We start from the raw sequence: 25,167 nt of genomic DNA, 5'->3' as shown, positions 1-25,167 counted from the left end.
TCCGGCGCGGGCCGGTTCAGCGCCGTTCGGGCTTGGCGCTGCGCGACATCAGTTCCTTGAGGGCGACCGTCGGCGGCTTGCCGTCGTGGACGATGGAGACGACCGTCTCGGTGATGGGCATGTCGACGCCGTGCCGGCGGCCCAGGTCGAGCACCGACTCGCAGGACTTGACGCCCTCGGCGGTCTGCCGGGTGGCCGCGACGGCCTCCTGGAGGGTCATCCCGCGGCCGAGGTTGGTGCCGAAGGTGTTGTTCCGGGAGAGCGGCGAGGAGCAGGTGGCGACGAGGTCGCCGAGGCCCGCGAGGCCGGAGAAGGTGAGCGGGTCGGCGCCCATGGCGAGGCCGAGGCGGGTGGTCTCGGCGAGGCCGCGGGTGATGAGCGTGGCCTTGGAGTTGTCGCCGAGGCCCATGCCGTTGGCGATGCCGACGGCGAGGCCGATGACGTTCTTCACCGCGCCGCCGAGCTCGCAGCCGACGACGTCGGTGTTGGTGTAGGGACGGAAGTACGGGGTGATGCAGGCGGCCTGGAGCCGCTGGGCGACCGTCTCGTCGACGCAGGCGGCGACGGCGGCGGCGGGCTGCCGGGCGGCGATCTCGCGGGCCAGGTTGGGGCCGGTGAGGACGGCCACGCGCGTGGCGGGGACGTCGGCCACCTCGGTGATGACCTCGCTCATCCGCTTGGCGGTGCCGAGTTCGATGCCCTTCATGAGGGAGACGAACACGGTGTCGGGGCCGAGCCGGGGCGCCCAGGCGGCGAGGTTCTCGCGCAGGGTCTGGGAGGGGACGGCGAGGACGGCGAAGTCGGCCCCCTCGGCGGCCTCGGCCGGGTCGGCGGTGGCCGTGATGCCCTTGGGGAGTTCGACGCCGGGCAGGTAGTCCGGGTTGGTGCGGGTGGCGTTGATGGTCCCGGCGAGGGCGGGGCGGCGGCCCCAGAGGCTCACCTCGCAGCCCGCGTCGGCCATCACCATGGCGAAGGCGGTGCCCCAGGACCCGTTCCCGAAGACGGCGGCCCTGGTCACTTGGCGCCCCCTTCTGCGGCCTTGCGGCGCTGGGCCAGGCGGGCGCGGCGCGGGTCGTACGGCTCGGCGGGGGCCTGCTCGCCGCGGACCTCCTCCAGGAGGGCGGTGATGGCGGCCATGATCGTCTCGGTGGCCTCGCGCAGCACCTCGGGGGTGGGCTCCAGGCCGTCGAAGCGGGAGAGGTCGACCGGCGGCCCGGCCTGCACGACGAGCGTCTTGCGCGGGAAGAGCCGGAACTTGTCGGTCTTGGCGTACGGCGGCATCGCGAGGTTGGCGCCCCACTGGGCCACCGGGATGACCGGCGCCTTGGTGAGCAGCGCGACGCGGGCGGCGCCGGTCTTGCCGGGCATGGGCCACATGTCGGGGTCGCGGGTGAGGGTGCCCTCGGGGTAGAAGGCGACGCACTCGCCCCGCTCGATGGCGTCCACGGCGGCGCGGAAGGCGTCCAGGGCGTTCGCGGTCTCGCGGTAGACGGGGATCTGCCCGGTGTTGCGGAGCATGGTGCCGACGAATCCGGCCTTGAAGAGGCCGGCCTTGGCCAGGAAGCGGGGCACGCGGCCGGTGTTGTACTGGTAATGCGCGTAGGAGAGCGGGTCCAGGTACGAGTTGTGGTTGACCGCCGTGATGAAGCCGCCCTCGGCCGGGATGTGCTCCGTGCCGCGCCAGTCCCGCTTGAACAGAACCACCAGGGGGGGTTTGGCGATGACCGCCGCGAGGCGGTACCAGAAGCCGATTCTGCGGCGGGGCACTCGGGGCACCTTTCTCCGGGTCTTGCTGGCAGGGGGTCAAGTGTCGCCCCATGCTCCTGCTCTGTCGAGGACACCGTACGCCCCGGGGCCCGGGCGGTCCCGCCCGGGCGGGACAGAATGGGCGGCGATGAACACGGATGCGGACGACGGCTGGTCCCTGGTCGTACCCCTGAAGCCCCTGGCCCTGGCGAAGAGCCGGCTGGGACCCTCGGCCGGGGAGCTGCTGCGGCCCCGGCTGGCCCTGGCCTTCGCCGAGGACACCGTGGCGGCGGCCCTGGAGTGCCCGGAGGTGCGGGACGTGGTGGTGGTCACGGACGATCCGGCGGCGGGCCGGGCGCTGGCCGCGCTGGGGGCCCGGGTCGTGCCGGACGCGCCGGCGGCGGGACTCAACGCGGCGCTGGCGCACGGGGCCCGGGCGGTGCGGGAGCGGCGGCCGCACGCGCGCGTGGCGGCGCTGAACGCGGACCTGCCGGCGCTGCGCCCGGTGGAGCTGGCGCGGGTCCTCGCCGTGGCCCGGCAATTCCCGAGGGCATTTCTCGCGGATGCCGCCGAAATAGGTACGACATTCCTCTCGGCCGCGCCGGGAGTGGAATTGGAACCGGCATTCGGAGGTCCGTCGCGGCTCCGGCATTTGTCGTCGGGCGCGGTGGAAATCCTGCTGGCCGGCGTGGATTCCGTCCGCCGGGACGTGGACACCGGCGAGGACCTGGCGGCGGCGGGCTCCCTGGGCCTCGGTCCGCGGACGTCGGCCCGGCGGCCGGCGGCGGCCGGATAGGCTGCGGTGCATGCAGGCGACCGCGTACACGTACGACCCCGAGCAGCGCAGCGGCAGCGTGCTGCTCGACGACGGCACCCCGGTGGAGTTCGGGGCGGAGGCGTTCGACGCGGGCGGGCTGCGACTGCTCCGTCCGGGTCAGCGGGTGCGGATCGAGACCGAGCCGGGCGCTCCGGGCGCGGGCCCGCGGATCACCCTGGTGACGCTGCAGACCTTCTGAGCCGTCCCCCGTACGGCACCGGGAACGCGCCGCGGGCCGGGCTCCCGTTGGCGGGAGCCCGGCCCGGCGGACGTGCGACGGTCGTCCTACTTCTTGGCGGCGGCCTTCTTGGCCGGGGTGGTCTTGCGCGCCGTGGTCTTCTTGGCGGGCGCCTTCTTCGCCGTGGCCTTCTTGGCCGGGGCGGTCTTCTTGGCGGTGGCCTTCTTGGCCGGGGCCGCCGGGGTGGCCTTCTTCGCGGCGGCGGTGGTCTTCTTGGCGGCCGCCGTCGTCTTCTTGGTGGCCGCGGAGGTCTTCTTCGCGGCGGCGGTGGTGGTCTTCTTCGCCGGGGTCGCCTTCTTCGCGACGGCGGCGGTCGTCTTCTTCGCCGGGGTCGCCTTCTTGGCGGCGGCCTTCTTGGCCGTGGTGGCCTTCTTCGCCGCGGCCTTCTTGACGGTGGCGGAGGCGGCGCCGGTCAGGCTGCCCTTGGGGGCCTTCTTGACGGAGACCTCGCCGCCCTTGGGGAGCTTCTTCGAGCCGCTGACCAGGTCCTTGAAGCCCTGACCCGCGCGGAAGCGCGGAACGGAGGTCTTCTTGACCCGCACGCGCTCACCCGTCTGGGGGTTGCGGGCGTAGCGGGCCGGGCGGTCGACCTTCTCGAACGAGCCGAAGCCCGTGACCGAGACCCGGTCGCCGGAGACCACGGCGCGCACGATGGCGTCGAGCACGTGGTCGACGGCTTCGGCGGCCTGCTGGCGACCGCCCAACTTGTCGGCAATCGCTTCTACGAGCTGCGCCTTGTTCACGTCTTCCCCTTCGGAGACTTTGCCGGAACGAAACTGTTCAAGCGTTTTCGCACGTTAGGCATGTATATACCGCAAATCAAACACGAAACGGTCTAATCACCCTTGTGCCGCAACGCGGAAGTGCCGTTGCGGAGTTCCTGGTGTCAGTCGTCTTCAGGGAATCGGCCCTCGTCGAGGTCCTTCATCAACCGGTCCAGACGCGTCGCCGCGTCCGCGAGATCGTGCTTCGCCGCGGCCGTGATGACCAGCAGCTTCCGGGACAGCGCCATCCTTACGCCCTCCGGGACTTGCAGTGCGCGCACCCGGGAGTGCGCTTCTTTCAATCGGTCGGCGACTTCCTCGTAGAGCTTGAGTTGGTTGTCGCGTTCCATGCACCGATTGTGCCATCTAGGGCGAGTTGTCGCCCGACAGGGTCTCAACAAGCGACTGCGCCCCCCACCGGAGGGTGGGGGGCGCAGTCTTGGAAAAGCGCTGCTCAGGCCGTAATTGTACGGGGCTTGAAGGACGGCCTGCCCGCCTCGTAGGCCGCGATGTCGGCTTCGTTCTGAAGGGTGAGGCTGATGTCGTCGAGGCCGTTCAGGAGCCGCCAGCGGGCGTTCTCGTCGAGCTCGAAGTCGGCGTCGATCCCGGCCGCCAGGACCTTGCGGGCCTCCAGGTCGACGGTGATCTCGGCGGTCGGGTCGGCCTCGGTCAGCTCCCAGAGGGCGTCGACGGTCACCTGCGGCAGGACCACGGTCAGCAGACCGTTCTTCAGCGAGTTGCCGCGGAAGATGTCGGCGAAGCGGGCCGAGATGACCGTCTTGAAGCCGTAGTTCTGGAGCGCCCAGACGGCGTGCTCGCGGGAGGAGCCGGTGCCGAAGTCGGGGCCGGCCACCAGGACCGAGGCGCCCTGCCGCTCGGGGCGGTTGAGGACGAACTCGGAGTCCTTGCGCCAGGCCTCGAAGAGGCCGTCCTCGAAGCCGTCGCGGGTGACCTTCTTCAGCCAGTGCGCCGGGATGATCTGGTCGGTGTCGACGTTGCTGCGGCGCAGCGGGACGGCACGGCCGGTGTGCGTGGTGAAAGCTTCCATGGTTCCTCAGACCCCCGCGGTGGTGACGGCGTCGGACAGGTCGGCCGGGGAGGCCAGATGGCCCAGCACGGCGGTGGCGGCGGCCACCTGGGGGGAGACCAGGTGGGTGCGGCCGCCCTTGCCCTGCCGGCCCTCGAAGTTGCGGTTGGAGGTGGACGCGGAGCGCTCACCGGGGGCCAGCTGGTCGGGGTTCATGCCCAGGCACATGGAGCAGCCCGCGTGCCGCCATTCGGCGCCGGCGGCCTTGAAGACCTTGTCCAGGCCCTCCTCGACGGCCTGCAGGGCGACCCGGACGGAGCCGGGGACGACCAGCATGCGGACGCCGTCGGCGACCTGGCGGCCCTCCAGCAGGGAGGCGGCGTTGCGCAGGTCCTCGATGCGGCCGTTGGTGCAGGAGCCCACGAAGACGGTGTCGACCTTGATGTCGCGCAGCGGCTGCCCGGCGGTCAACCCCATGTACTCCAGAGCCTTTTCGGCGGCGAGGCGCTCCGAGGGGTCTTCGTACGAAGCCGGGTCGGGGACGTTCGCCGAAAGCGGGGCGCCCTGGCCGGGGTTGGTGCCCCAGGTGACGAACGGCGCCAGCTCGGCGGCCTCGATGACGACCTCGGCGTCGAAGACGGCGTCCTCGTCGGACTTCAGCGTCTTCCAGTAGGCGACGGCGGCGTCCCAGTCCTCGCCCTCGGGGGCGTGCGGGCGGCCCTTGAGGTAGGCGAAGGTGGTCTCGTCGGGGGCGATCATGCCCGCGCGGGCGCCGGCCTCGATGGACATGTTGCAGATGGTCATGCGGGCTTCCATCGAGAGTTTCTCGATGGCGGAGCCCCGGTACTCCAGGACGTAGCCCTGGCCGCCGCCGGTGCCAATCCGCGCGATGATCGCGAGGATGAGGTCCTTGGCGGTGACGTCGGCGGGCAGCTCGCCGTCGACGGTGATGGCCATGGTCTTCGGGCGGGCCATGGGCAGCGTCTGGGTGGCCAGGACGTGCTCGACCTGGCTGGTGCCGATGCCGAACGCCAGGCCGCCGAAGGCGCCGTGGGTGGAGGTGTGGGAGTCGCCGCAGACCACGGTCATGCCGGGCTGGGTCAGGCCCAGCTGCGGGCCCACCACGTGGACGACGCCCTGCTCGACGTCGCCGAGCGGGTGGAGCCGTACACCGAACTCGGCGCAGTTCTTGCGCAGGGTCTCCAGCTGGGCGCGGGAGACGGGGTCGGCGATCGGCTTGTCGATGTCGAGGGTGGGGGTGTTGTGGTCCTCGGTGGCGATGGTGAGGTCGAGGCGCCGTACCCGCCGGCCGTTCTGGCGGAGGCCGTCGAAGGCCTGGGGGCTGGTCACCTCGTGCAGCAGGTGAAGATCGATGAAGAGGAGGTCGGGCTCGCCTTCGGCGCGCCGGACGACGTGGTCGTCCCAGACCTTCTCCGCGAGTGTCCTACCCATCGCTTTCCCTCCGGCCGGCGGCTGCGCCGGCACCACTAGAGACCGTTTCGCGGTCCGTTGTGCGGCCGCCTCACCAGAGTGACAAGTTCCTCGGGAAATTGAACTTGCGTTTCACAGAGTGAGACGCGAATATCGTTGCATGGACAACTCTAGCGGCGTAGGCGTTCTCGACAAGGCAGCCCTTGTCCTGAGCGCCCTGGAGTCCGGTCCGGCCACCCTCGCAGGACTGGTCGCGGCGACGGGACTCGCACGACCCACGGCCCATCGTCTGGCCGTGGCATTGGAACACCACCGGATGGTCGCCCGCGACATGCAGGGCCGTTTCATTCTCGGTCCGCGGCTGTCGGAGCTCGCGGCGGCGGCCGGCGAGGACCGCCTCCTGGCGACGGCCGGTCCGGTGCTGACGCACCTGCGCGACGTCACCGGGGAGAGCGCGCAGCTCTACCGCCGGCAGGGCGACATGCGCATCTGCGTGGCGGCGGCCGAGCGGCTGTCCGGTCTGCGGGACACGGTCCCGGTGGGCTCCACGCTCACGATGAAGGCCGGCTCGTCGGCACAGATCCTGATGGCCTGGGAGGAGCCCGAACGGCTGCACCGCGGCCTCCAGGGCGCCCGCTTCACGGCGACGGCCCTGTCGGGCGTACGGCGCCGCGGCTGGGCCCAGTCGATCGGTGAGCGGGAGCCGGGCGTCGCGTCCGTCTCCGCGCCCGTCAGGGGCCCCTCGAACCGCGTGGTGGCCGCCGTGTCGGTCTCGGGCCCGATCGAGCGCCTGACGCGCCACCCGGGCCGGATGCACGCCCAGGCGGTCATCGACGCCGCCGCCCGCCTCAGCGAGGCCCTGCGCCGCAACGGCTGATCTTCCTCTGTTCACCTGTACGTTCTCCGGCCCACCGCTCCAACGCCGCAGCGGTGGGCCGGAGTTGTGTCCGCGCCCGGGGCCGCGCCGCCGGGGACGGGAACAGCGAAGAAGCCCTCCCCCGAAGGGAAGGGCTTCTCCGTCTCGAGTACCCCCGACCGGATTCGAACCGGCGCTACCGCCTTGAGAGGGCGGCGTGCTAGGCCGCTACACAACGGGGGCTTTGGATCATGCAGGCGTTAAATTAATACCGCCGCAGACCCGAGCTGGTCTACCAGGACTCGAACCTAGACTAACTGAACCAGAATCAGTCGTGCTGCCAATTACACCATAGACCAATACGTGGTTAGACCAGCGTCGTACCCCCGACCGGATTCGAACCGGCGCTACCGCCTTGAGAGGGCGGCGTGCTAGGCCGCTACACAACGGGGGCCCTAGCGATCCTGCATCGGGTTCACCGGGAGCTACCCAGGTGATCCCGCGGGAAGGATCTGTACCCCCGACCGGATTCGAACCGGCGCTACCGCCTTGAGAGGGCGGCGTGCTAGGCCGCTACACAACGGGGGCTTTGTGGATGCCATCCACGGTTTGCAGATGAGCTCTGCGAGCTGGCCTACCTGGACTCGAACCAAGACTAACTGAACCAGAATCAGTCGTGCTGCCAATTACACCATAGGCCACCGGGGCGCCATCCCCACCAGGGGGATCTTGCTCGGCTTGCGCTTTCCGGGCTCTTGCCTTTCGGCTTGTTCCCCTCGGCGCAGGAAGAACATTACCCGAAGGTGGACGGTGCTCCAAAACGGGTATCCCCGCGGAGCAGCGCGGGGAGCTGGTGGAGGTCGGTGATGCGCCGCAGGCCGGGCCGCTCGCCGGTGCCGACGCGGTCCAGCCAGATGCCGTGGAGCCCCGCCTCCTGGGCTCCGAGGGCGTCGATGTCGGGGCGGTCCCCCACGTACGCCACCTCGTGCGGGGCCAGGCCCAGGGCCGCGCAGGCGAGGTGGAAGGCCTCGGCGGCCGGCTTGGCGCTGCCGAGCTCGGCGGCGCACAGGACGGCCTCGAAGTGGTCGCGGACGCCGAGGGCGCGCAGCTTGGGCTCCTGGGCGTGGAGGGAGGAGTTCGACAGGACGGCCTGCCGGTAGTCGGCGGCGAGCAGGTCCAGGACGGGCAGGGCGTCGGGGAAGAGCTCCCAGGCGGCCTCGTAGTGGGCCACGTACCGGCCGAACCAGGCGTCGGCCTCGGGGTCGGTCATGGCCGGGCGGTCCAGGAAGTCGCGGACGCGGTGGCGGCGCTGGTCCTGCCAGCTGTCCGTGGGCCTCTCCTCGTAGCGCCGCCAGTGCAGCTCGGTGAGCTCCTTCCAGTGGCGCAGGGCGTCCTCGACGGAGCCGTGCAGTCCGGCCAGGCCCTCGGCGGTGAGGTGGGCGCGCATCCCGGCACGATCGGCGCTCGCGTAGTCGAAGATCGTGTCGTCCACGTCCCAGAGGACGGCGCGGATGGTCATGGGACCGACGGTACGCCGCCGGCGGGCCGGTCGGGAGCGGTTTCAGAGGACCTCGGTGAAGCGGAGCGGACGGCTCGCCGTCGGCGTCGCACCCGGCCCGGGTCGGACGGAGACCGTCGCCCCGGCCGGAGGCGAGGACGGCGACGCTGTGGCCGTTCTCACCCTCGGCGGCGAAGGCGGCCGGGCGGGGCGGGCCGTCGTCCGGGCCGTCCCGGGCGACGCCCGACTCGTCGTCGGTGCCGGGGAGGGAGGGGCGGGCGACGGTGCGGAGGAAGCGGCCCGCGCCGGGGACCGGGGAGGGCTCCCGGCGGACCGCCGGGGTGTCGCGGATCACCGGCCGGGCGGCGGCGTCCACCGTGTGGCCGCACGGGTGGGTGAAGGCGGGCCCGGCGGTCCGCGCCCGGCAGCGGCCGGGCGGGACGGGCGGCGGTGAAGGGCCCGGGCCGTTCACCGCCGTCGCGGAGGGGTCGCGGAAGGGGGCGATCGGGTCGCGGGCGACGAGCCGGCCGCTGGGCGGGTACGGCTCCCCCGCCTCCCGCACGCCGAGGAGGACGTCCTCCTTCTCCCCGGCCGGGACGACGGCCCCCGGAGCGAACCGCTGGACGCGGCCGGGCGGCGTCATGGACATGCGCCGGCCCCGGGGGGCGGGTACGACGACGGGGGCGGCGACCGGATGTCCGGTCGCCGCCCCCGTGGCGTACGGCGGGTGCCTAGGCGGCGAGCTTCGCCAGGGCCGCGTCGATGCGGGCCAGGGTCTTCTCCTCGCCCAGGATCTCCAGGGACTCGAAGAGGGGCAGGCCGACGGTGCGGCCGGTGACGGCGACGCGGACGGGGGCCTGGGCCTTGCCGAGCTTGAGGCCGTGGGCCTCGCCGGCGGCCAGGACCGCGTTCTTGAGCGACTCGGGGTCGTTCCAGTCGGCGTCCACCAGCTTCTCGCGGGCGGTGGTCAGGAGGGCGGCGGGCTCGCCCTTCATGGCCTTGTCCCACGAGGGCTGGTCGAAGACCGGCTCGGGCAGGAAGAGGAAGTCCACGTTGGCCGTGATCTCGGAGAGGACGGTCAGCCGGGTCTGGGCGTGCGGGGCGATCCGCTCCCAGGCCGCGCGGTCGAAGTCCTCGGGCGCCCAGGGGGCGTGCGGGGCGCGGAGCCAGGGCTCGCACGCCTCGGCGAAGGCCTTCACGTCCAGCATGCGGATGTGGTCCGCGTTGATGGACTCGGCCTTCTTCAGGTCGAAGCGGGCCGGGTTGGCGTTGACGTCCGCGATGTCGAACTTCGCCACCATCTCGGGGATGGTGAAGATGTCCTGGTCGGCCGAGAAGGACCAGCCGAGGAGGGACAGGTAGTTCAGGAGGCCCTCGGGAAGGAAGCCGCGCTCCCGGTAGAGGTTGAGGGAGGCCTGCGGGTCGCGCTTGGAGAGCTTCTTGTTGCCCTCGCCCATCACGTACGGCAGGTGGCCGAAGACCGGGATCTCCTTGGCGACGCCCAGCTCGATCAGCGCCTTGTAGAGGGCGACCTGGCGGGGGGTGGAGGAGAGCAGGTCCTCGCCGCGCAGGACGTGGGTGATCTCCATCAGGGCGTCGTCGACCGGGTTGACCAGGGTGTAGAGCGGGGCGCCGTTGGCCCGGAGGATGCCGTAGTCCGGCACGTTCTCCGGGGTGAAGGTGAGCTCGCCGCGGACCAGGTCGGTGAAGGTGATGGCCTCGTCGGGCATCCGGAAGCGGACGATGGGCTCGCGGCCCTCCGCCTCGTACGCCGCGACCTGCTCGGCGGACAGCTCGCGGCAGTGGCCGTCGTAACCGGACGGACGGCCGGCGGCGCGGGCGGCCTCGCGGCGCTCGTCCAGCTCGGCGGTGTTGCAGTAGCAGCGGTACGCGTACCCGCCGGAGAGCAGCTTCTCGGCGACGTCCCGGTAGATGTCCATCCGCTGCGACTGGCGGTACGGGGCGTGCGGGCCGCCGACCTCGGGGCCCTCGTCCCAGTCGAGACCGAGCCACTTGAGGGAGTCGAGCAGCTGCTCGTACGACTCCTCGGAGTCGCGGGCCGCGTCGGTGTCCTCGATGCGGAAGACCATCGTGCCCTGGTTGTGCCGGGCGAAGGCCCAGTTGAAGAGGGCGGTGCGGACCAGGCCCACGTGGGGGTTGCCGGTCGGGGACGGACAGAAACGGACGCGGATGTTCGCGTTAGCCACGCTTGATCACCCTGTTGGTGAGAGTGCCGATGCCTTCGATGGTGACGGCGACCTCGTCGCCGACGGTGAGGGGGCCGACCCCGGCGGGAGTGCCGGTGAGGATGACGTCGCCGGGGAGCAGCGTCATGGCCTCGGAGATGTGGACGACCAGGTCCTCGATGGAGCGGATCATGTCGCTCGTCCGACCGAGCTGGCGCTGTTCGCCGTTGACCGTGGCCTGGACGGCGAGGTCGCTCGGGTCGAGGTCGGTCTCCACCCAGGGGCCCAGCGGGCAGCTCGTGTCGAATCCCTTGGCGCGGGCCCACTGGACCTCGCGCTTCTGGACGTCGCGGGCGGTCACGTCGTTGGCGCAGGTGTAGCCGAAGATCACGTCCTTGACGCGCTCCCGGGGCACCTCGCGGCACATGCGGCCGATCACCACGGCGAGTTCGGCCTCGTGGTGCAGCTCGCTGGAGAAGGAGGGGTACTCGATGGCGTCGCCGGGGCCGATGACGGAGGTGGTCGGCTTGAAGAAGGCGACCGGGACCTCCGGGACCTCGTTGCCGAGCTCCCTGGCGTGCTCCGCGTAGTTGCGGCCGATGCCCACGACCTTGTTGGGGAGCACCGGCGGCAGGAGCCGTACCTTGCTCAGCGGGACCTTGGTGCCGCTGAGCTCGAAGTCGGTGTACGGGATGCCCTTGATGATGTCGAGGACCAGGCCGCCGGACTCGACGGTCCCCTCGCCCTCGACCGCGCCGAAGGCGACATTGCCGTCGATGGAGAATCTGGCGATGCGCACGAGTGCTGTCGCCCCTCACTTGGTACTGGCTGGAGTCTGACGCTCCAGGCTAACGCGGCGCGGGGCGGCCGATCGGCGGATGTCGCCGGTGACGGGCGTGCGGAAGTCCCGGTCAGGCCTCGACGAGGTAGGCCGGCACGTGGGGCGCGGGGGCCTGCATGAGGACGGTGCGGCGCGGGTTGGCCGTGGCGCCGGGGAGCTCCGCCGCGTACTCGGGGGTGGCGCCGCGGCCGAGGTCGGCGGCGTCCGAGAGGTGGGCGAGGGTGGAACGACGCGGGTTGGCCGTGGTGGCGGGCGTGGGTGCAGTCATCGCGCTGGCAGACCTTGTTCCGGGACGGGCGCCCGTGCGGGCGCGAGAATGGTGTAAAGCGTCAGGCTAAATCAAGGAGTTCCCTTCGAATGCATGGCTGAGACATCCATTCCCGTGTGAGTTTGCTCACCACTGGGTGGATTTTCCGGTCATTACGGACAGGCATGTCAAGTCACGGAAAGGGACATTCCGCCACTGAACCCGCTATTCCGCTCCTGATCATCGCTACTGGGACACTCGGGGTCGCCGGGTCATTGGAGGGGAAAAGTCCGAAACCTCCGCGATCATCTTCTACGCCCCGTGATCCTCCGCGCACAGCTGGTCATCCCCTCTGCGGTACAGACCGCAGCCCTTGTTGGAGTTCCGGCACTGTGCTGGAATTCCACGCACCGCCGCGGGTTCGAAGCCGGCACGCAGGGGGCGCAACGCAGCGCCGGCCGAGTGGCGGGGAAGGGGGATCTGCGCCGGTCACCGACGACCACCTGGGGCGCACCGACGCGTCCCGACGACGCCGACACCGTCCGTTCCGGTTCCACCCGGAAGGACGCCTGGTCCAGAGGTTGCGACGCTAGTGCAGGGACGTTTCAAGAGGGATGGCGCGGGCTCTGCCCAGGCCCGCAAGGGCCGTGCGGAGGCTCCGTCGGAGCAGGAACCGCGTGCCGGGACCGACCGCGGCCCCGCGGCCCCGCACTCCACCCAGCAGGCGCCCGGCCCGGGCGGCCAGGGCAGGAACCAGGGCAAGGGCAAGAACAAGGCCGCGCGGCCGAACGGCGAGTCCGGCGAGGGCTCCGCGCGCCGTTCCGGCCCGTCCGCCGCGCCCGGCGAGCAGTCCGGCGCGGCCGGCGCGTCACGCGGCGAGAAGGGCACCGCGCCCTCGACGCCCGAGAACTCCACCGGCTCCCGAATAGCCCTCCGCAACTGGCGCATCTCCACGCGTCTGGTGGCGCTGTTGACCCTCCCCGTGGTCGCGGCCACCAGCCTCGGCGGCATCCGCATCAGCGAGTCGCTCCAGGACATGCAGCAGCTCGACCACATGCAGCTGCTCACCAAGCTGACCCGTGAGGCGACCGCGCTCGCGCAGGCCCTCCAGGCCGAGCGCGACCTGTCCGCCGGTCCGCTCGCCAACGGCCGTCCGGTCAGCGACTACCAGGTCGCCAACCCGCGCCGCCGCACCGACCGCCAGTACGACGCCTTCCTCGACGCCACCCGGGCCATCCCGAACGGCCAGGACGACGAGGCGCTGCGGAGCATCCGCTCCAACGTCAACACGATCGCGTCGCAGGTCATCGACCTCCACAACATCCGGACGAGCGCCTACAAGAAGGGCGTCTCGCACTCGGTGACGGTCGAGGCGTACAGCCGTCTCATCCGCTCGCTGCTCAGCCTGTCCCAGGACATGGCCCAGGCGACCAGCAACCCGGACATGATCAAGCGGACCCGCGCGCTCGCCGCGTTCTCGTCCGCCAAGGAGTACGCCTCCATCCAGCAGGCGATCATCGCGGGCGCCCTGCCGGCCAGCGACAAGACCTCCGGCCGGATCCAGCCCGGTGACCGCCTCTACGGCGAGGCCGCGCTCAACGGCGAGAGCAACGCCTTCAAGTCCTTCACGGCGATCTACGAGGCGACCGGCGGCGACGCCACCGACCTCACCGACTCGCTGCACTCCGGCAACCCGACCATCGTCGACGCCGAGAAGTACGCCGAGCGCGTGCTCAAGGCCGACGAGACCATGCCGGGCGGCCCGCGGCGCGGCTACCTCAACTTCACCGACGAGTACGAGACCAAGATCGCGGCGATGAGCCGCATCGAGAACCAGCTCCTCGGCGAGATGGAGACGATGGCCCGTGAGCTGCGGCAGGAGTCGCAGCGCGAGGCCATCATCAACGGTGCGCTGATCCTGCTCGTCCTCGGCGTCTCGCTCGTCGGCGCCTTCGTCGTGGCCCGGTCCATGATCCGCTCGCTGCGCCGGCTCCAGGACACCGCCACCAAGGTCGCCCAGGAACGCCTGCCCGAGCTGGTCAAGCAGCTCTCCGAGTCCGACCCGCAGGACGTCGACACCTCCGTCGAGTCCGTCGGCGTGCACTCCCGGGACGAGATCGGCCAGGTGGCCGCGGCCTTCGACGACGTGCACCGCGAGGCCGTCCGCCTCGCCGCCGAGCAGGCCCTCCTCCGGGGCAACGTCAACGCGATGTTCACCAACCTCTCGCGCCGTTCCCAGGGCCTCATCCAGCGCCAGCTCTCGCTCATCTCCGAGCTGGAGTCCCGCGAGGCCGACCCGGACCAGCTCTCCTCGCTCTTCAAGCTCGACCACCTCGCGACCCGCATGCGCCGGAACGGCGAGAACCTCCTCGTCCTCGCCGGCGAGGAGCCGGGCCGCCGCTGGACCCGCCCGGTCCCGCTGGTCGACGTCCTTCGCGCCGCCGCCTCCGAGGTGGAGCAGTACGAGCGCATCGAGCTGGCCGCGGTCCCGGCGACCGACGTCGCCGGCCGGGTCGTCAACGACCTCGTGCACCTCCTCGCCGAGCTGCTGGAGAACGCCACCTCGTTCTCCTCCCCGCAGACCAAGGTCCGGGTCACCGGTCACGCGCTGCCCGACGGCCGCGTGCTGGTCGAGATCCACGACACCGGCATCGGCCTGTCCCCCGAGGACCTCGCGGCGATCAACGAGCGGCTCGCCTCGCCGCCCACCGTGGACGTCTCCGTCTCCCGCCGCATGGGCCTCTTCGTGGTCGGCCGCCTGTCCCTGCGACACGGCATCCGCATCCAGCTGCGCCCGTCCGACTCGGGCGGCACCACCGCGCTCGTCATGCTCCCGGTCGACGTCGCCCAGGGCGGCCGCAAGCCGGCCCCGAAGGCCGGTCCCGGCTCCCAGGGCGCCGCTCCGCAGGGCGGCAACGCCCCCGGCGGGCGGCTTCCCGGCGGTCCCGGCGCGGCCGGCGGCCCCGGCGCCCCGGGTGCCGGCGGTCCCGGTGCCGGACGTCCGGGCCTCGGCGGCCCCCCGGCCGCGGCCGGCCGCCTCGGCGCCGGCCCGGGTGCCGCGCGTCCGCAGGTCGGCCCGGCGGGTGGCGGACCGCGCACCGCGCTGCCCGCCCGCGACGGCGCGCCCCAGGCCCCGCAGCGGCCGCAGCAGCCCCAGCCGGCCAACGCCCAGCTGGAGCAGACCGGTCAGCTGCCGCAGCTCCCCCAGCCTCCGCAGCCCGGCCCCGGCGCCGGTCTCATCGGCGGTGCCGCCAGTGCCATCCCGTCCCGTACGGACGTGTGGGGCGGCAGCCCGCAGAACCAGCAGGCTCCGAACCAGCAGGCCCCGCAGGCCCCGCAGCAGCAGGACCCGCTGGGCGCGCCGAACGGCTTCCCGCGCGCCGAGCTGCCCGGCGGCAACCCCCAGCCGCAGCGCCCGCAGGCCGCGAGCTGGGGCAGCGACCCGGCCCAGCAGCAGCCGGTGCGCCGCCCGCAGCAGGACATGACGCCGCTGGACGCCCCGCGCGGCCACGAGGACCCGGAGACCACGGGCTCGTTCGCCGCGCCCGGCGCCCCGCAGGGCCCGGGTTCGACGGGCCAGTTCCCGCGCCCCGACTTCGGTGCGCCGCAGGCGCCCCAGGCCCCGCAGGTCCCCCAGGCCCCGCAGTACCAGGCCCAGCAGTACCAGGACCCGGCGTCCACCGCGCAGTTCGCGCGGCCGGACTACGAGGCGCCCCTGGCTCCGCAGGGTCCGGGCTCCACGGGCCAGTTCCCGCGGCCGGACTTCGGTGCCCCGCAGGCCCCGCAGGCGCCCCAGCCCCAGGCCCCGCAGTACCAGGCCCAGCCGTCGTACGGCGGCCAGCCCTTCGTACCGCAGGCGCCCATGGCTCCGCAGCCGCAGCACCAGCAGCAGGCCCCGCAGCCCCCGGCCCCGCGCCAGCGCACCGGCAACGAGTTCGCCGCGCCGCAGCCCGGCTTCGCGCAGGCCGGCCCGCAGCAGGCCGCGCCGCAGGCTCCCGAGCCGCGCCAGCCGCAGCTCGGCCGGCCGCGCCGTCCGGAGGCCCTGCCCCCGGCGCCGACCGCGGGCGACGGGCGCACCCCGCTGTACGACACGCTGGAGACCAACTGGTTCCACCAGGACCAGGGTCAGCAGCAGGCCCAGGCCCCGGCCCCGCAGGCGCAGCAGCAGCGGGCGCCCGAGGTCGACCGGACCATGCAGACCCCGGTCGTCCAGCAGCCCGCTCCGGCGGCGCAGCGCCCGGCCCCCGGCCAGGCCCCCGACGGCGGACGGCCGGCCAACTGGCGGCCCTCGCCCAACGACGATCTGGTGCGCCAGGCCGAGCGGGCGCGCAAGCCCTCCGCCGGCGGGGTCACCACCTCCGGTCTTCCGCGCCGTGTGCCGAAGGCCAACCTCGTACCCGGGACCGCACAGGAGCAGGCCCACACGGCCGGCCCCCAGGTCTCGCGTGCACCCGACGACGTCCGCGGCCGGCTCACCAACCTGCGCCGCGGCATCCAGCAGGGCCGGCAGGCGGGCAACTCGACCACGGGTAGCTTCCACCTCGGTCCGAACCACCAGCAGGAGCGATAGTTGAGCGCGATGAGCCAGGCGGCGCAGAATCTGAACTGGTTGATCACCAACTTCGTGGACAACACCCCCGGGGTGTCCCACACGGTGGTGGTCTCCGCCGACGGCCTTCTGCTGGCCATGTCCGAAGGATTCCCCCGCGATCGTGCCGACCAGCTGGCGGCGGTCGCGTCCGGGCTCACCTCGCTGACCGCGGGCGCCTCCCGGATCTTCGAGGGCGGTCCCGTGGCACAGACCGTGGTGGAGATGGAGCGCGGCTTCCTCTTCCTCATGTCGGTCTCGGACGGCTCCTCGCTCGCCGTGCTCGCGCACCCGGAGTGCGACATCGGCCTCGTGGGCTACGAGATGGCGCTGCTGGTCGACCGGGCCGGCAGCGTTCTCACCCCGGATCTCCGTGCGGAGCTCCAGGGCAGCCTGCTGCACTAGCGGCCCCACCCGCCCGCGGCACCTGCCCCCCCTCGACGGGGCGGTACACCCCCCATTCCGTACCGCCCCCGGCACCGTTCATCGTCCGGCCGCCCCATCCGGCCCCCCACCGGCCCCATCAGACGGCAGAAGTCTTGCTGTCACGCCCGGAGGATTCATGACCCCGCCCCCCGCCACTCACGATCCGTACGGCGGCTCGTCCCTGGACGATCCGTACGGTCATGAGGGCGACCAGCCGCTGGTCCGTCCGTACGCGATGACCGGCGGCCGGACCCGGCCGCGCTACCAGCTCGCCATCGAGGCGCTGGTCAGCACCACGGCCGACCCGGCGCACCTCGCCACGCTCCTCCCCGAGCACCAGCGCATCTGCCACCTGTGCCGTGAGGTCAAGTCGGTGGCCGAGGTGTCCGCCCTGCTGTCGATGCCGCTCGGTGTCGCCCGGATCCTCGTGGCCGACCTCGCCGAGGCCGGCATGGTGGCCATTCACCAGCCCGGCAACGGAGAAGCCGGCGGCACGCCGGACGTGACACTGCTCGAAAGGGTGCTCAGTGGACTTCGCAAGCTCTAACGGCGGCGCGGCCAGATCGACCACCAGCGCGAAGATCGTGGTGGCGGGTGGCTTCGGCGTGGGCAAGACCACGTTCGTCGGCGCCGTCTCGGAGATCAACCCGCTGCGTACCGAGGCCGTGATGACCGCGGCCTCCGCCGGGATCGACGACCTGACCCACACCGGTGGCAAGACCACCACCACGGTCGCGATGGACTTCGGCCGCATCACGCTGGACCAGGACCTGATCCTGTACCTGTTCGGCACCCCCGGCCAGGACCGCTTCTGGTTCATGTGGGACGACCTGGTCCGCGGCGCCATCGGCGCCGTCGTCCTCGTCGACACCCGCCGCCTCGCCGACTGCTTCCCGGCCGTCGACTACTTCGAGAACTCGGGCCTCCCCTTCGTCATCGCCCTCAACGGCTTCGAGGGCCACCAGCCGTACACTCCGGACGAGGTCCGCGAGGCCCTCCAGATCGGGCCCGACACCCCGATCATCACCACCGACGCCCGCCACCGCGCGGACGCCAAGAGCGCGCTCATCACCCTCGTCGAGCACGCCCTCATGGCCCGCCTCAAGTAGGTTTTTCGCCAGGACAGTTGTCCGGGGCCGCCGCACCGGGGCGGCCGGAGGCGGTCTGTGGCCTTCGACACGGCCCTCCCGGGGCTTCATAACATTTCGACAGAGAATTCGGGCGCCTCGGACACCCGACGCATCCGATCAGTGTCACTGCGCTCACGTGAGCCCCGCCATTTGGCGGGGCTCGCTCTTTATGCCCGTTTTACGTGAGGCGTGGACCACTGGAAGCGGCCCGGTCCCACTGTTTGGAACGGACCCCCTTCACGTGCTGCAATTCATGAACTCCCGAGTAGTACGGCCCTGAACGAAACACCGGCACGACGTAGGTGCCGACGCGGAGAGGTTGTTGGTCGAGTGAGGCGAAGCATGGATGGCTCCGCGGAGCAGGAGACGCGGGGCAACTTCACCCCGCCGTCGCGCGGCGCCGTGTCGCCCGCGGACGTACCGGTGACTCCCGTGCCCGCGCCCGCCCCCCGGGGCAGCTCCAGCAAGCTGTCCCCGCGCAACTGGCGCGTGCCCACCCGGCTGAACGCGATCCTCCTCATACCCGTGCTCGTCGGCCTCGTCATGGGCGGCTTCCAGGTCAAGGGGTCGATCGACACCTGGCAGGAGGCCCAGGACGCCGAGAAGACGGCGCTCATCGTGCGCGCCGCCTCGGAGTACTCCACCGCCCTCCTCAACGAGCGCGACCTGACGGCGGCCCCGCTGCTCGCCGGCAAGGACCGGGCCGGCGAGGACATCACCCGGACCTACGCGGCGACCGACGCGGCCCGCGCCAAGTTCGACGAGGCCGTCCGGAACATGCCCTCGGGCCAGGGCCTGGAGCGCCGTCTGCAGGCGTTCAAGAACGAGGAGCCCAAGCTCGCGGCGCTCCGCAAGTCCGCCTACACGGCCGCGCTCGACCCGGTGAACACCCAGCTCGGCTACACCGGCGTGCAGCACTACCTCATGGAGTTCTCCAACGAGCTCGGCCTGGGCACCGGCAACATCACCAGCTACGGCCGGACCGTCTACGCCATCCAGCTCGCGCAGGCCGCCGGTTCGCTCCAGCGCTCCATCGGCACCCACCTGCTCGTCCGGCCCAGCGCCAAGGACGCCGTCTTCGCCCAGCAGTCGGTCGCGTTCAACTCGTACAACTACCTGGAGCAGATCGCCCTCGGCGAGTACAACTCCGGTGGCACCGCCGAGGACGTCGAGCGCCTGAAGAAGGTCATGGCCGGCAAGGCGGCCGAGGGCGAGAAGAAGATGCAGGCCGCCGACGTCACCCTGCCCAAGGGCAAGGACGGCTCGGTCTACACCGGCGTCGCCGGTCTGATCGGCACCGCCGAGGACGCGGACGCGATCAAGGCCCTGCGGGCCAAGGGCATCACCGCCGAGACCTGGATGGCGATCGCCACCGCCAAGTTCGACGGCTACAGCGAGGTCGAGAAGGTCCTCGTCGACAAGGCCGTGGCCGAGGCCACCGACATCTCCTCCGAGGCGCAGACGGACGCCTGGGTCACCGGCGCCAGCGTCGTCCTGGCCCTGCTGGCCGCCTTCATCCTCGCCGGGATGATGGCCCGGCAGATGAGCCGCTCGATGCGCGAGCTGCGCACCGCGGCCTTCGGCATCGCCGAGCAGCGCCTGCCGATGCTGGTCGACCAGCTCTCCCGCACCGAGCCGGGCCGGGTCGACACCCGGGTGCAGCCCATCCCGATCGACTCGCAGGACGAGATCGGCGAGGTCGCCCGCGCCTTCGACCAGGTCCACCGCGAGGCCGTGCGGCTCGCCGCCGAGCAGGCCATGCTGCGGGGCAACGTCAACGCGATCTTCACCAACCTCTCGCGCCGCAACCAGTCGCTGATCGAGGGCCAGCTGACCCTCATCACCGACCTGGAGAACAACGAGGCCGACCCCGACCAGCTGGAGAACCTCTTCAAGCTGGACCACCTCGCGACCCGCATGCGCCGCAACGGCGAGAACCTCCTGGTCCTCGCCGGCGAGGAGCCGGGCCGCCGCTGGGACCAGCCGGTCCCGCTCGTCGACGTGCTGCGCGCCGCCTCCTCCGAGGTGGAGCAGTACGAGCGCATCGAGATCGCCGGCGTGCCGGACGCCGAGATCCACGGCCAGGCCGTGACCGACCTCGTGCACCTGCTCGCCGAGCTGCTGGAGAACGCCACCACGTTCTCCTCCCCGCAGACCAAGGTCCGCGTCACCGCGACCCGTCTCCCCGACGGCCGGGTGATGGTCGAGATCCACGACAAGGGCATCGGCCTCACCGCCGAGGACTTCGCGGACATCAACCACAAGCTGGCGAACCCGCCCACCGTGGACGCGGCCGTCTCGCAGCGCATGGGCCTCTTCGTGGTCGGCCGGCTCTCCGACCGGCACGGCATCCGCGTCCAGCTCCGTCCCTCGGGCGAGCAGGCCGGCACCACCTCGCTGGTCATGCTGCCGGACGCGATCACCCACGGTGGCGGTGGCGAGCAGCCGGTCCAGGACGACTTCACGGTCTCCCAGATCATCCCGAACCAGCAGCAGGGCGGCTTCGACCCCGCGGTGGCCCCGATGCGGACCGCTGCCGAGCTCGGCTTCGACGACTCGCGCTACGAGCAGCCGGGCGAGGGCCAGCAGCTGGACCCGGTCAACCGCTCGCTGATGCGCGAGGAGCGCCGCGCGGCCCTGGAGGCCCAGGTGCAGGGCGCCGACGGCCAGCTCTACGGCGAGGAGCCCGAGCAGGCCCCGGCGTACGGCTCGGAGTACCCCCAGGAGCAGGGCTACGGCCAGGAGTACCCCGCCCAGGGGTACGAGCAGGGCCAGGCCTACGACTCCGGGTACGCCCAGGAGCAGGGGTACGAGCAGCAGCCGCAGGACGGCTACGGCTACCCCCAGCAGCAGGGCTACGAGGGGTACGGCGCACAGGGCGAGGCGTACCCGCAGCAGGCGTATCCGGAAGCGGCGTACGGCGCCCAGGACCCGGCCGCCACCGGATACGACCAGGCGTTCGAACCCCAGTCCCACCAGGGCGGGTGGCCGGAGCAGAGCTCCTACCAGGGCGCTTTCGACCAGGGTTACCGGCCGGAATCGGAATCTTCGCAGGCCGCTCCCGAACAGGGCGCCGAGCGCGTAGGCTTCGACCGTCCGGCTCCGGCTCCCAGTCCCGCTCCGGACACCGGCCACGGACTGACCGACGCCGGTCTGCCGCGCCGCGGCGGTGTCGCCCCGCAGGCGTCCCAGGCGCAGCGGCCCGTGCCGCCGGCCCAGCCCGCCCAGCCGGCGGGACAGGACGAGCAGCAGCAGAACGAAGGCTCCGAGGAATGGCGCTCGGCCAATGACGAGCGCTGGGAGCAGGCCAAGAAGCTCCGCGAGCCGAAGGCGGGCGGGGTCACTCCGTCCGGTCTCCCCCGGCGCGTCCCCAAGGCCAACCTGGTCGAGGGCACCGCGGAGCAGACCCCGCAGGGCGGCCCCCAGGTCTCCCGCGCGCCCGAGGACGTGCGGGGCAGGTTGAGCAACCTGCGCCGCGGCGTCCAGCAGGGACGCACCGCGGGGACGGACACGAACGGATCGGGCTTCGGCCCGGGTAGTACCTACAACCAGGAGCGTTAGTGTGAGCATGAGCCAGGCGGCGCAGAATCTGAACTGGTTGATCACCAACTTCGTGGACAACACCCCCGGGGTGTCGCACACGGTGGTGGTCTCCGCCGACGGACTCCTGCTGGCGATGTCCGAGGGGTTCCCCCGGGACCGTGCCGACCAGCTGGCGGCCGTCGCCTCCGGACTGACCTCGCTGACCGCGGGCGCGTCCCGGATCTTCGAGGGCGGCGCGGTGAACCAGACCGTGGTGGAGATGGAGCGCGGCTTCCTCTTCATCATGTCGGTCTCGGACGGTTCCTCGCTGGCCGTCCTCGCCCACCCCGAGTCCGACATCGGCCTCGTGGGCTACGAGATGGCCCTGCTCGTGGACCGCGCGGGCTCCGTCCTCACCCCGGACCTGCGGGCGGAACTCCAGGGAAGCCTTCTCAACTAACAGACACGGAGTGCGTTTCTCGTCACCGCACCGTTAGGGTGCGGTGACGCGGCTCAAGGGACATGGGCCGCGAGGCAGTAGGAGGAGGAGACGTGGGAACACCCCCGGGGGCGAACCCCTACAACGGATTCGACGCGCATCAGGCGTCGCTGGGCGACGCCGCGCAGAACCGGTACAACTTCCCTTCCGCACCCAGCAGACAGGGTGTCCCCCCCTCCTACGGACAGCCGCAGGCGCAGCCGGTGGCACCTCGCGCCGCGGGCTCGTCGAGCTCCGGCGGCGGGCACAACCCGCTCGTGCGCCCGTACGCGATGACCGGCGGCCGGACCCGGCCGCGCTACCAGCTCGCCATCGAGGCGCTGGTCAGCACCACGGCCGAACCGGCCCGGCTGCAGGGGCAGTTGCCCGAGCACCAGCGGATCTGCCAACTGTGCTTCGAGATCAAGTCGGTCGCGGAGATCTCGGCCCTCCTCTCCATCCCCCTCGGCGTTGCCCGGATCCTCGTCGCCGACCTGGCCGAGGCCGGACTCGTAGCCATTCACCAGCCCGGCGGCGACGAGGCCGCCGGCGGTCAGCCAGACGTGACACTGCTCGAAAGGGTGCTCAGTGGACTTCGCAAGCTCTAGCGGCGGCGCGGCCCGTTCAACCACCAGCGCGAAGATCGTGGTGGCGGGTGGCTTCGGCGTGGGCAAGACCACGTTCGTCGGCGCCGTCTCGGAGATCAACCCGCTGCGTACCGAGGCCGTCATGACGTCCGCGTCCGCGGGCATCGACGACCTCACCCACACCGGCGACAAGACGACGACGACCGTCGCCATGGACTTCGGCCGCATCACGCTGGACCAGGACCTGATCCTGTACCTGTTCGGCACCCCCGGCCAGGACCGCTTCTGGTTCATGTGGGACGACCTGGTCCGCGGCGCCATCGGCGCCGTCGTCCTCGTCGACACCCGCCGCCTCGCCGACTGCTTCCCGGCCGTCGACTACTTCGAGAACTCGGGCCTCCCCTTCGTCATCGCCCTCAACGGCTTCGACGGGAACCAGCCCTACAACCCGGAGGAGGTCCGCGAGGCCCTCCAGATCGGGCCCGACACCCCGATCATCACCACCGACGCCCGCCACCGCGCGGACGCCAAGAGCGCGCTCATCACCCTCGTCGAGCACGCCCTCATGGCCCGCCTGCGGTAACCGTCCCGACGGCTCGTCGGCAGCACCGCCACGGGAAAGGGCCCCCGCTCCTCGAAGGAGCGGGGGCCCTTTCCCGTCTGTCCGGGGCGTCAGCGCCAGCTGTGCGGGGCGCGGAAGCCGCTCTCGCGCTCCAGGCGGCGCCAGCCGGCGGCGGTGCGGCCGTGGTGGGCGGCGGCCGGCTCGGGCTGCGCGGCGGCGCGGGCGAGCAGGACCGCGGTGATGGCGGCCAGCTCCTCGGGGTCGGCGTGGCCCTTCTCGACGCGGAGAAGGTTGGCTGTGGCAGGCGTGGTCACTTCGTGGACTCCTTGTGCCGGGTCTTACTGAGGCGGGTTGCCGTGCTTGCGGGACGGCAGGTCGGCGTGCTTGGTGCGGAGCATGGCGAGGGACCGGACGAGCACCTGGCGGGTGTCGGCGGGGTCGATGACGTCATCGACGAGTCCGCGCTCGGCCGCGTAGTACGGGTGCATCAGCTCGGCCTTGTACTCCTTGACCATGCGGGCGCGCATGGCCTCGGGGTCCTCGGCCTCGGCGATCTGCTTGCGGAAGATCACGTTGGCGGCGCCCTCGGCGCCCATGACCGCGATTTCGTTGGTGGGCCAGGCGTACGTCAGGTCGGCGCCGATCGACTGGGAGTCCATGACGATGTAGGCACCGCCGTACGCCTTGCGCAGGATCAGGGAGATCCGGGGCACGGTGGCGTTGCAGTAGGCGTAGAGCAGCTTGGCGCCGTGCCGGATGATTCCACCGTGCTCCTGGTCGACGCCGGGCAGGAAGCCGGGGACGTCCAGAAGGGTGATGATCGGGATGTTGAAGGCGTCGCACATCTGGACGAAGCGCGCGGCCTTCTCGGAGGCCTCGATGTCGAGGACGCCGGCGAGGGACTGGGGCTGGTTGGCGACGATGCCGACGACCTGGCCGTCGAGGCGGGCCAGCGCGCAGATGATGTTGCGCGCCCAGCGCTCGTGGATCTCCAGGTAGTCGCCGTCGTCGACGAGCTCCTCGATGACCTTGTGCATGTCGTACGGGCGGTTGCCGTCGGCGGGCACGAGGTCGAGCAGGACGTCGGAGCGGCGGTCGGCCGGGTCCTCGGAGGCGACGGTCGGCGGGTTCTCGCGGTTGTTCTGCGGGAGCATCGACAGGAGGTAGCGGACCTCGGCGATGCAGGTCTCCTCGTCGTCGTACGCGAAGTGCGCGACGCCGGAGGTCTCGGCGTGCACGTCGGCGCCGCCGAGGCCGTTCTGGCTGATCTCCTCGCCGGTGACCGCCTTGACGACGTCCGGGCCGGTGATGAACATCTGCGAGGTCTCGCGGACCATGAAGACGAAGTCGGTGAGGGCGGGGCTGTAGGCCGCGCCGCCGGCGCACGGGCCGAGCATCACGCTGATCTGCGGGATGACGCCGGACGCCCGGGTGTTGCGCTGGAAGATGCCGCCGTAGCCGGCGAGGGCGGAGACGCCCTCCTGGATGCGGGCGCCGGCGCCGTCGTTCAGGGAGACCAGCGGGGCACCGGCCGCGATGGCCATGTCCATGATCTTGTGGATCTTGGTGGCGTGGGCCTCGCCGAGGGCGCCGCCGAAGATCCGGAAGTCGTGCGCGTAGACGAAGACGGTGCGGCCCTCGACCGTGCCCCAGCCGGTGACGACGCCGTCGGTGTACGGCTTCTTCGCCTCCAGGCCGAAGCCCTGGGCGCGGTGCCGGCGGAGCTGCTCGACCTCGTTGAAGGAACCCGGGTCGAGGAGCAGCTCGATGCGCTCGCGCGCGGTCAGCTTGCCCTTCGCGTGCTGGGCCTCGGTCGCGCGCTCGCTGGGGCCGGCCAGTGCCCGCTCGCGCAGGACGTGGAGTTCGGCGACGCGGCCACGTGCGTCGGTGGGCTCGCTCGGGATCTCGTCGACAAGGGTCATGTACCGACCCTACGAACTCGACCAAGGAAACCCCGCCGTCGACTCCGTACAGTCTCGCGTGTCGATTCCTGGTGGGGACGGACAGAACCTGGGGGCCACCGGAGCGAGTCGACAGCCGGGAGCCCCCTTTGCTTGTGGAGGGCCTACAAACGCAGGACGCGGGCCCCCGGGGTGACGGGGGCCCGCGCGCGGTGGTGGGGCGTGGTTCAGCAGCCGCCGCAGTTGTAGAAGGTCACGTCCCAGTGGTTGCCCTCGTCGGCGTAGACGTTGCCGGCGCCGGACTTCCACTGCGGGGAGCCGT

The 25,167-nt window shown here is 71.6% G+C and carries 23 protein-coding genes and 5 tRNA genes; 11 read left to right on the top strand and 17 right to left on the bottom strand.

Going from position 1 to position 25,167, the window contains the following annotated elements; genetic code table 11:
* Nucleotides 1-16: 16 nt before the first annotated feature.
* Together ACF1ED_RS29810 and ACF1ED_RS29805 are read right to left on the bottom strand one after the other, a co-directional pair.
* Nucleotides 17-1,018: an NAD(P)H-dependent glycerol-3-phosphate dehydrogenase gene (locus ACF1ED_RS29810; RefSeq protein WP_391765659.1), complete on the bottom strand. Its 1,002-nt coding sequence runs from the start codon at nt 1,016-1,018 to the stop codon at nt 17-19.
* On the bottom strand, nt 1,015-1,767 hold the full coding sequence (locus tag ACF1ED_RS29805; RefSeq protein WP_391765657.1) for a lysophospholipid acyltransferase family protein: 753 nt from the start codon (nt 1,765-1,767) through the stop codon (nt 1,015-1,017). The genes ACF1ED_RS29810 and ACF1ED_RS29805 overlap by 4 nt, the downstream gene beginning before the upstream one ends.
* 127 nt (nt 1,768-1,894) lie before the next feature.
* Here ACF1ED_RS29805 and cofC point away from each other — a divergent pair, with 127 nt between their 5' ends.
* On the top strand, nt 1,895-2,542 hold the full coding sequence (gene cofC, locus ACF1ED_RS29800) for a 2-phospho-L-lactate guanylyltransferase (RefSeq protein WP_391765655.1): 648 nt from the start codon (nt 1,895-1,897) through the stop codon (nt 2,540-2,542).
* Between the two features lie 10 nt (nt 2,543-2,552).
* Nucleotides 2,553-2,762 carry a hypothetical protein gene (locus tag ACF1ED_RS29795; protein ID WP_391765653.1) on the top strand — a complete coding sequence of 70 codons (210 nt, stop codon included), beginning with the start codon at nt 2,553-2,555 and terminating at the stop codon, nt 2,760-2,762.
* Between the two features lie 86 nt (nt 2,763-2,848).
* Here ACF1ED_RS29795 and ACF1ED_RS29790 read toward each other — a convergent pair whose 3' ends face one another.
* From ACF1ED_RS29790 to leuC, 4 genes are all read right to left on the bottom strand, one after another.
* Nucleotides 2,849-3,544, bottom strand: coding sequence for an HU family DNA-binding protein (locus ACF1ED_RS29790; protein WP_391765651.1), 696 nt, complete (start codon nt 3,542-3,544; stop codon nt 2,849-2,851).
* A gap of 143 nt (nt 3,545-3,687) precedes the next feature.
* Nucleotides 3,688-3,915 carry a hypothetical protein gene (locus ACF1ED_RS29785; RefSeq protein ID WP_391765649.1) on the bottom strand — a complete coding sequence of 76 codons (228 nt, stop codon included), beginning with the start codon at nt 3,913-3,915 and terminating at the stop codon, nt 3,688-3,690.
* Between the two features lie 104 nt (nt 3,916-4,019).
* Nucleotides 4,020-4,613 (bottom strand): 3-isopropylmalate dehydratase small subunit, encoded by a 594-nt coding sequence (gene leuD / locus ACF1ED_RS29780; protein WP_391765647.1) that lies wholly within the window; start codon nt 4,611-4,613, stop codon nt 4,020-4,022.
* 6 nt (nt 4,614-4,619) lie between these two features.
* Nucleotides 4,620-6,044, bottom strand: coding sequence for a 3-isopropylmalate dehydratase large subunit (leuC, locus tag ACF1ED_RS29775; protein WP_391765645.1), 1,425 nt, complete (start codon nt 6,042-6,044; stop codon nt 4,620-4,622).
* Between the two features lie 139 nt (nt 6,045-6,183).
* Here leuC and ndgR point away from each other — a divergent pair, with 139 nt between their 5' ends.
* A complete protein-coding gene (gene ndgR, locus ACF1ED_RS29770) occupies nt 6,184-6,900 on the top strand; it encodes an IclR family transcriptional regulator NdgR (protein WP_017235973.1) in 717 nt (238 codons plus the stop codon).
* 149 nt (nt 6,901-7,049) lie between these two features.
* Here ndgR and ACF1ED_RS29765 read toward each other — a convergent pair.
* From ACF1ED_RS29765 to ACF1ED_RS29725, 9 genes are all read right to left on the bottom strand, one after another.
* Nucleotides 7,050-7,122: transfer RNA gene (locus tag ACF1ED_RS29765), tRNA-Glu, on the bottom strand.
* Between the two features lie 44 nt (nt 7,123-7,166).
* Nucleotides 7,167-7,238 (bottom strand) — tRNA-Gln (locus tag ACF1ED_RS29760).
* Nucleotides 7,239-7,260: 22 nt separating this feature from the next.
* Nucleotides 7,261-7,333 (bottom strand) — tRNA-Glu (locus tag ACF1ED_RS29755).
* Between the two features lie 61 nt (nt 7,334-7,394).
* Nucleotides 7,395-7,467 (bottom strand) — tRNA-Glu (locus ACF1ED_RS29750).
* Between the two features lie 41 nt (nt 7,468-7,508).
* A tRNA-Gln gene (locus ACF1ED_RS29745) sits at nt 7,509-7,580 on the bottom strand.
* 92 nt (nt 7,581-7,672) lie between these two features.
* Nucleotides 7,673-8,398 carry an HAD family hydrolase gene (locus ACF1ED_RS29740; RefSeq protein WP_391765643.1) on the bottom strand — a complete coding sequence of 242 codons (726 nt, stop codon included), beginning with the start codon at nt 8,396-8,398 and terminating at the stop codon, nt 7,673-7,675.
* Nucleotides 8,399-9,108: 710 nt separating this feature from the next.
* Nucleotides 9,109-10,584 (bottom strand): glutamate--tRNA ligase, encoded by a 1,476-nt coding sequence (gltX, locus tag ACF1ED_RS29735; RefSeq protein ID WP_391765641.1) that lies wholly within the window; start codon nt 10,582-10,584, stop codon nt 9,109-9,111.
* On the bottom strand, nt 10,577-11,362 hold the full coding sequence (locus tag ACF1ED_RS29730; protein ID WP_391765639.1) for a fumarylacetoacetate hydrolase family protein: 786 nt from the start codon (nt 11,360-11,362) through the stop codon (nt 10,577-10,579). Before ACF1ED_RS29730 ends, gltX begins: the two co-directional genes overlap by 8 nt.
* Before the next feature lie 112 nt (nt 11,363-11,474).
* Nucleotides 11,475-11,672 (bottom strand): hypothetical protein, encoded by a 198-nt coding sequence (locus ACF1ED_RS29725; RefSeq protein WP_391765637.1) that lies wholly within the window; start codon nt 11,670-11,672, stop codon nt 11,475-11,477.
* Between the two features lie 571 nt (nt 11,673-12,243).
* Here ACF1ED_RS29725 and ACF1ED_RS29720 point away from each other — a divergent pair.
* From ACF1ED_RS29720 to ACF1ED_RS29685, 8 genes are all read left to right on the top strand, one after another.
* Nucleotides 12,244-16,221: a nitrate- and nitrite sensing domain-containing protein gene (locus ACF1ED_RS29720; RefSeq protein WP_391765635.1), complete on the top strand. Its 3,978-nt coding sequence runs from the start codon at nt 12,244-12,246 to the stop codon at nt 16,219-16,221.
* Between the two features lie 9 nt (nt 16,222-16,230).
* Nucleotides 16,231-16,644, top strand: a complete 414-nt coding sequence (locus ACF1ED_RS29715) for a roadblock/LC7 domain-containing protein (protein WP_030496942.1) — start codon at nt 16,231-16,233, stop codon at nt 16,642-16,644.
* 157 nt (nt 16,645-16,801) lie between these two features.
* On the top strand, nt 16,802-17,212 hold the full coding sequence (locus tag ACF1ED_RS29710; protein ID WP_030496941.1) for a DUF742 domain-containing protein: 411 nt from the start codon (nt 16,802-16,804) through the stop codon (nt 17,210-17,212).
* Nucleotides 17,193-17,774 carry an ATP/GTP-binding protein gene (locus ACF1ED_RS29705; RefSeq protein ID WP_383465335.1) on the top strand — a complete coding sequence of 194 codons (582 nt, stop codon included), beginning with the start codon at nt 17,193-17,195 and terminating at the stop codon, nt 17,772-17,774. The genes ACF1ED_RS29710 and ACF1ED_RS29705 overlap by 20 nt, the downstream gene beginning before the upstream one ends.
* A 351-nt stretch (nt 17,775-18,125) precedes the next feature.
* Nucleotides 18,126-21,356, top strand: a complete 3,231-nt coding sequence (locus ACF1ED_RS29700; protein WP_391765632.1) for a nitrate- and nitrite sensing domain-containing protein — start codon at nt 18,126-18,128, stop codon at nt 21,354-21,356.
* A 7-nt stretch (nt 21,357-21,363) separates the two neighbouring features.
* Nucleotides 21,364-21,777 carry a roadblock/LC7 domain-containing protein gene (locus tag ACF1ED_RS29695; RefSeq protein ID WP_030496939.1) on the top strand — a complete coding sequence of 138 codons (414 nt, stop codon included), beginning with the start codon at nt 21,364-21,366 and terminating at the stop codon, nt 21,775-21,777.
* Nucleotides 21,778-21,869: 92 nt separating this feature from the next.
* Nucleotides 21,870-22,403, top strand: a complete 534-nt coding sequence (locus ACF1ED_RS29690; RefSeq protein WP_391765630.1) for a DUF742 domain-containing protein — start codon at nt 21,870-21,872, stop codon at nt 22,401-22,403.
* Nucleotides 22,384-22,965 (top strand): ATP/GTP-binding protein, encoded by a 582-nt coding sequence (locus ACF1ED_RS29685; RefSeq protein ID WP_226651380.1) that lies wholly within the window; start codon nt 22,384-22,386, stop codon nt 22,963-22,965. Before ACF1ED_RS29690 ends, ACF1ED_RS29685 begins: the two co-directional genes overlap by 20 nt.
* A gap of 89 nt (nt 22,966-23,054) precedes the next feature.
* Here the strand turns inward: ACF1ED_RS29685 and ACF1ED_RS29680 are convergent, their stop codons facing one another.
* Nucleotides 23,055-23,258 carry an acyl-CoA carboxylase subunit epsilon gene (locus ACF1ED_RS29680; RefSeq protein ID WP_391765628.1) on the bottom strand — a complete coding sequence of 68 codons (204 nt, stop codon included), beginning with the start codon at nt 23,256-23,258 and terminating at the stop codon, nt 23,055-23,057.
* Between the two features lie 24 nt (nt 23,259-23,282).
* Complete coding sequence (locus ACF1ED_RS29675) at nt 23,283-24,866, bottom strand: acyl-CoA carboxylase subunit beta (protein WP_391765626.1); 1,584 nt, start codon at nt 24,864-24,866, stop codon at nt 23,283-23,285.
* Nucleotides 24,867-25,167: the final 301 nt, after the last annotated feature.

The sequence above is a fragment of the Streptomyces sp. NPDC014656 genome, assembly GCF_043084305.1.
Classification (GTDB): domain Bacteria; phylum Actinomycetota; class Actinomycetes; order Streptomycetales; family Streptomycetaceae; genus Streptomyces.
This window is presented reverse-complemented; position numbering and strand designations above follow the sequence as displayed.

Bases quoted from the DNA above. Each gene is read 5' to 3' on its own strand.
- ACF1ED_RS29795 (WP_391765653.1), top strand. From the start codon at position 2,553: ATGCAGGCGACCGCGTACACGTACGACCCCGAGCAGCGCAGCGGCAGC.
- cofC (WP_391765655.1), top strand. From the start codon at position 1,895: ATGAACACGGATGCGGACGACGGCTGGTCCCTGGTCGTACCCCTGAAG.
- ACF1ED_RS29725 (WP_391765637.1), bottom strand. From the start codon at position 11,672: ATGACTGCACCCACGCCCGCCACCACGGCCAACCCGCGTCGTTCCACC.
- ndgR (WP_017235973.1), top strand. From the start codon at position 6,184: ATGGACAACTCTAGCGGCGTAGGCGTTCTCGACAAGGCAGCCCTTGTC.
- ACF1ED_RS29740 (WP_391765643.1), bottom strand. From the start codon at position 8,398: ATGACCATCCGCGCCGTCCTCTGGGACGTGGACGACACGATCTTCGAC.
- leuD (WP_391765647.1), bottom strand. From the start codon at position 4,613: ATGGAAGCTTTCACCACGCACACCGGCCGTGCCGTCCCGCTGCGCCGC.
- ACF1ED_RS29715 (WP_030496942.1), top strand. From the start codon at position 16,231: ATGAGCCAGGCGGCGCAGAATCTGAACTGGTTGATCACCAACTTCGTG.
- ACF1ED_RS29675 (WP_391765626.1), bottom strand. From the start codon at position 24,866: ATGACCCTTGTCGACGAGATCCCGAGCGAGCCCACCGACGCACGTGGC.
- ACF1ED_RS29785 (WP_391765649.1), bottom strand. From the start codon at position 3,915: ATGGAACGCGACAACCAACTCAAGCTCTACGAGGAAGTCGCCGACCGA.
- ACF1ED_RS29710 (WP_030496941.1), top strand. From the start codon at position 16,802: ATGACCCCGCCCCCCGCCACTCACGATCCGTACGGCGGCTCGTCCCTG.
- ACF1ED_RS29695 (WP_030496939.1), top strand. From the start codon at position 21,364: ATGAGCCAGGCGGCGCAGAATCTGAACTGGTTGATCACCAACTTCGTG.
- leuC (WP_391765645.1), bottom strand. From the start codon at position 6,044: ATGGGTAGGACACTCGCGGAGAAGGTCTGGGACGACCACGTCGTCCGG.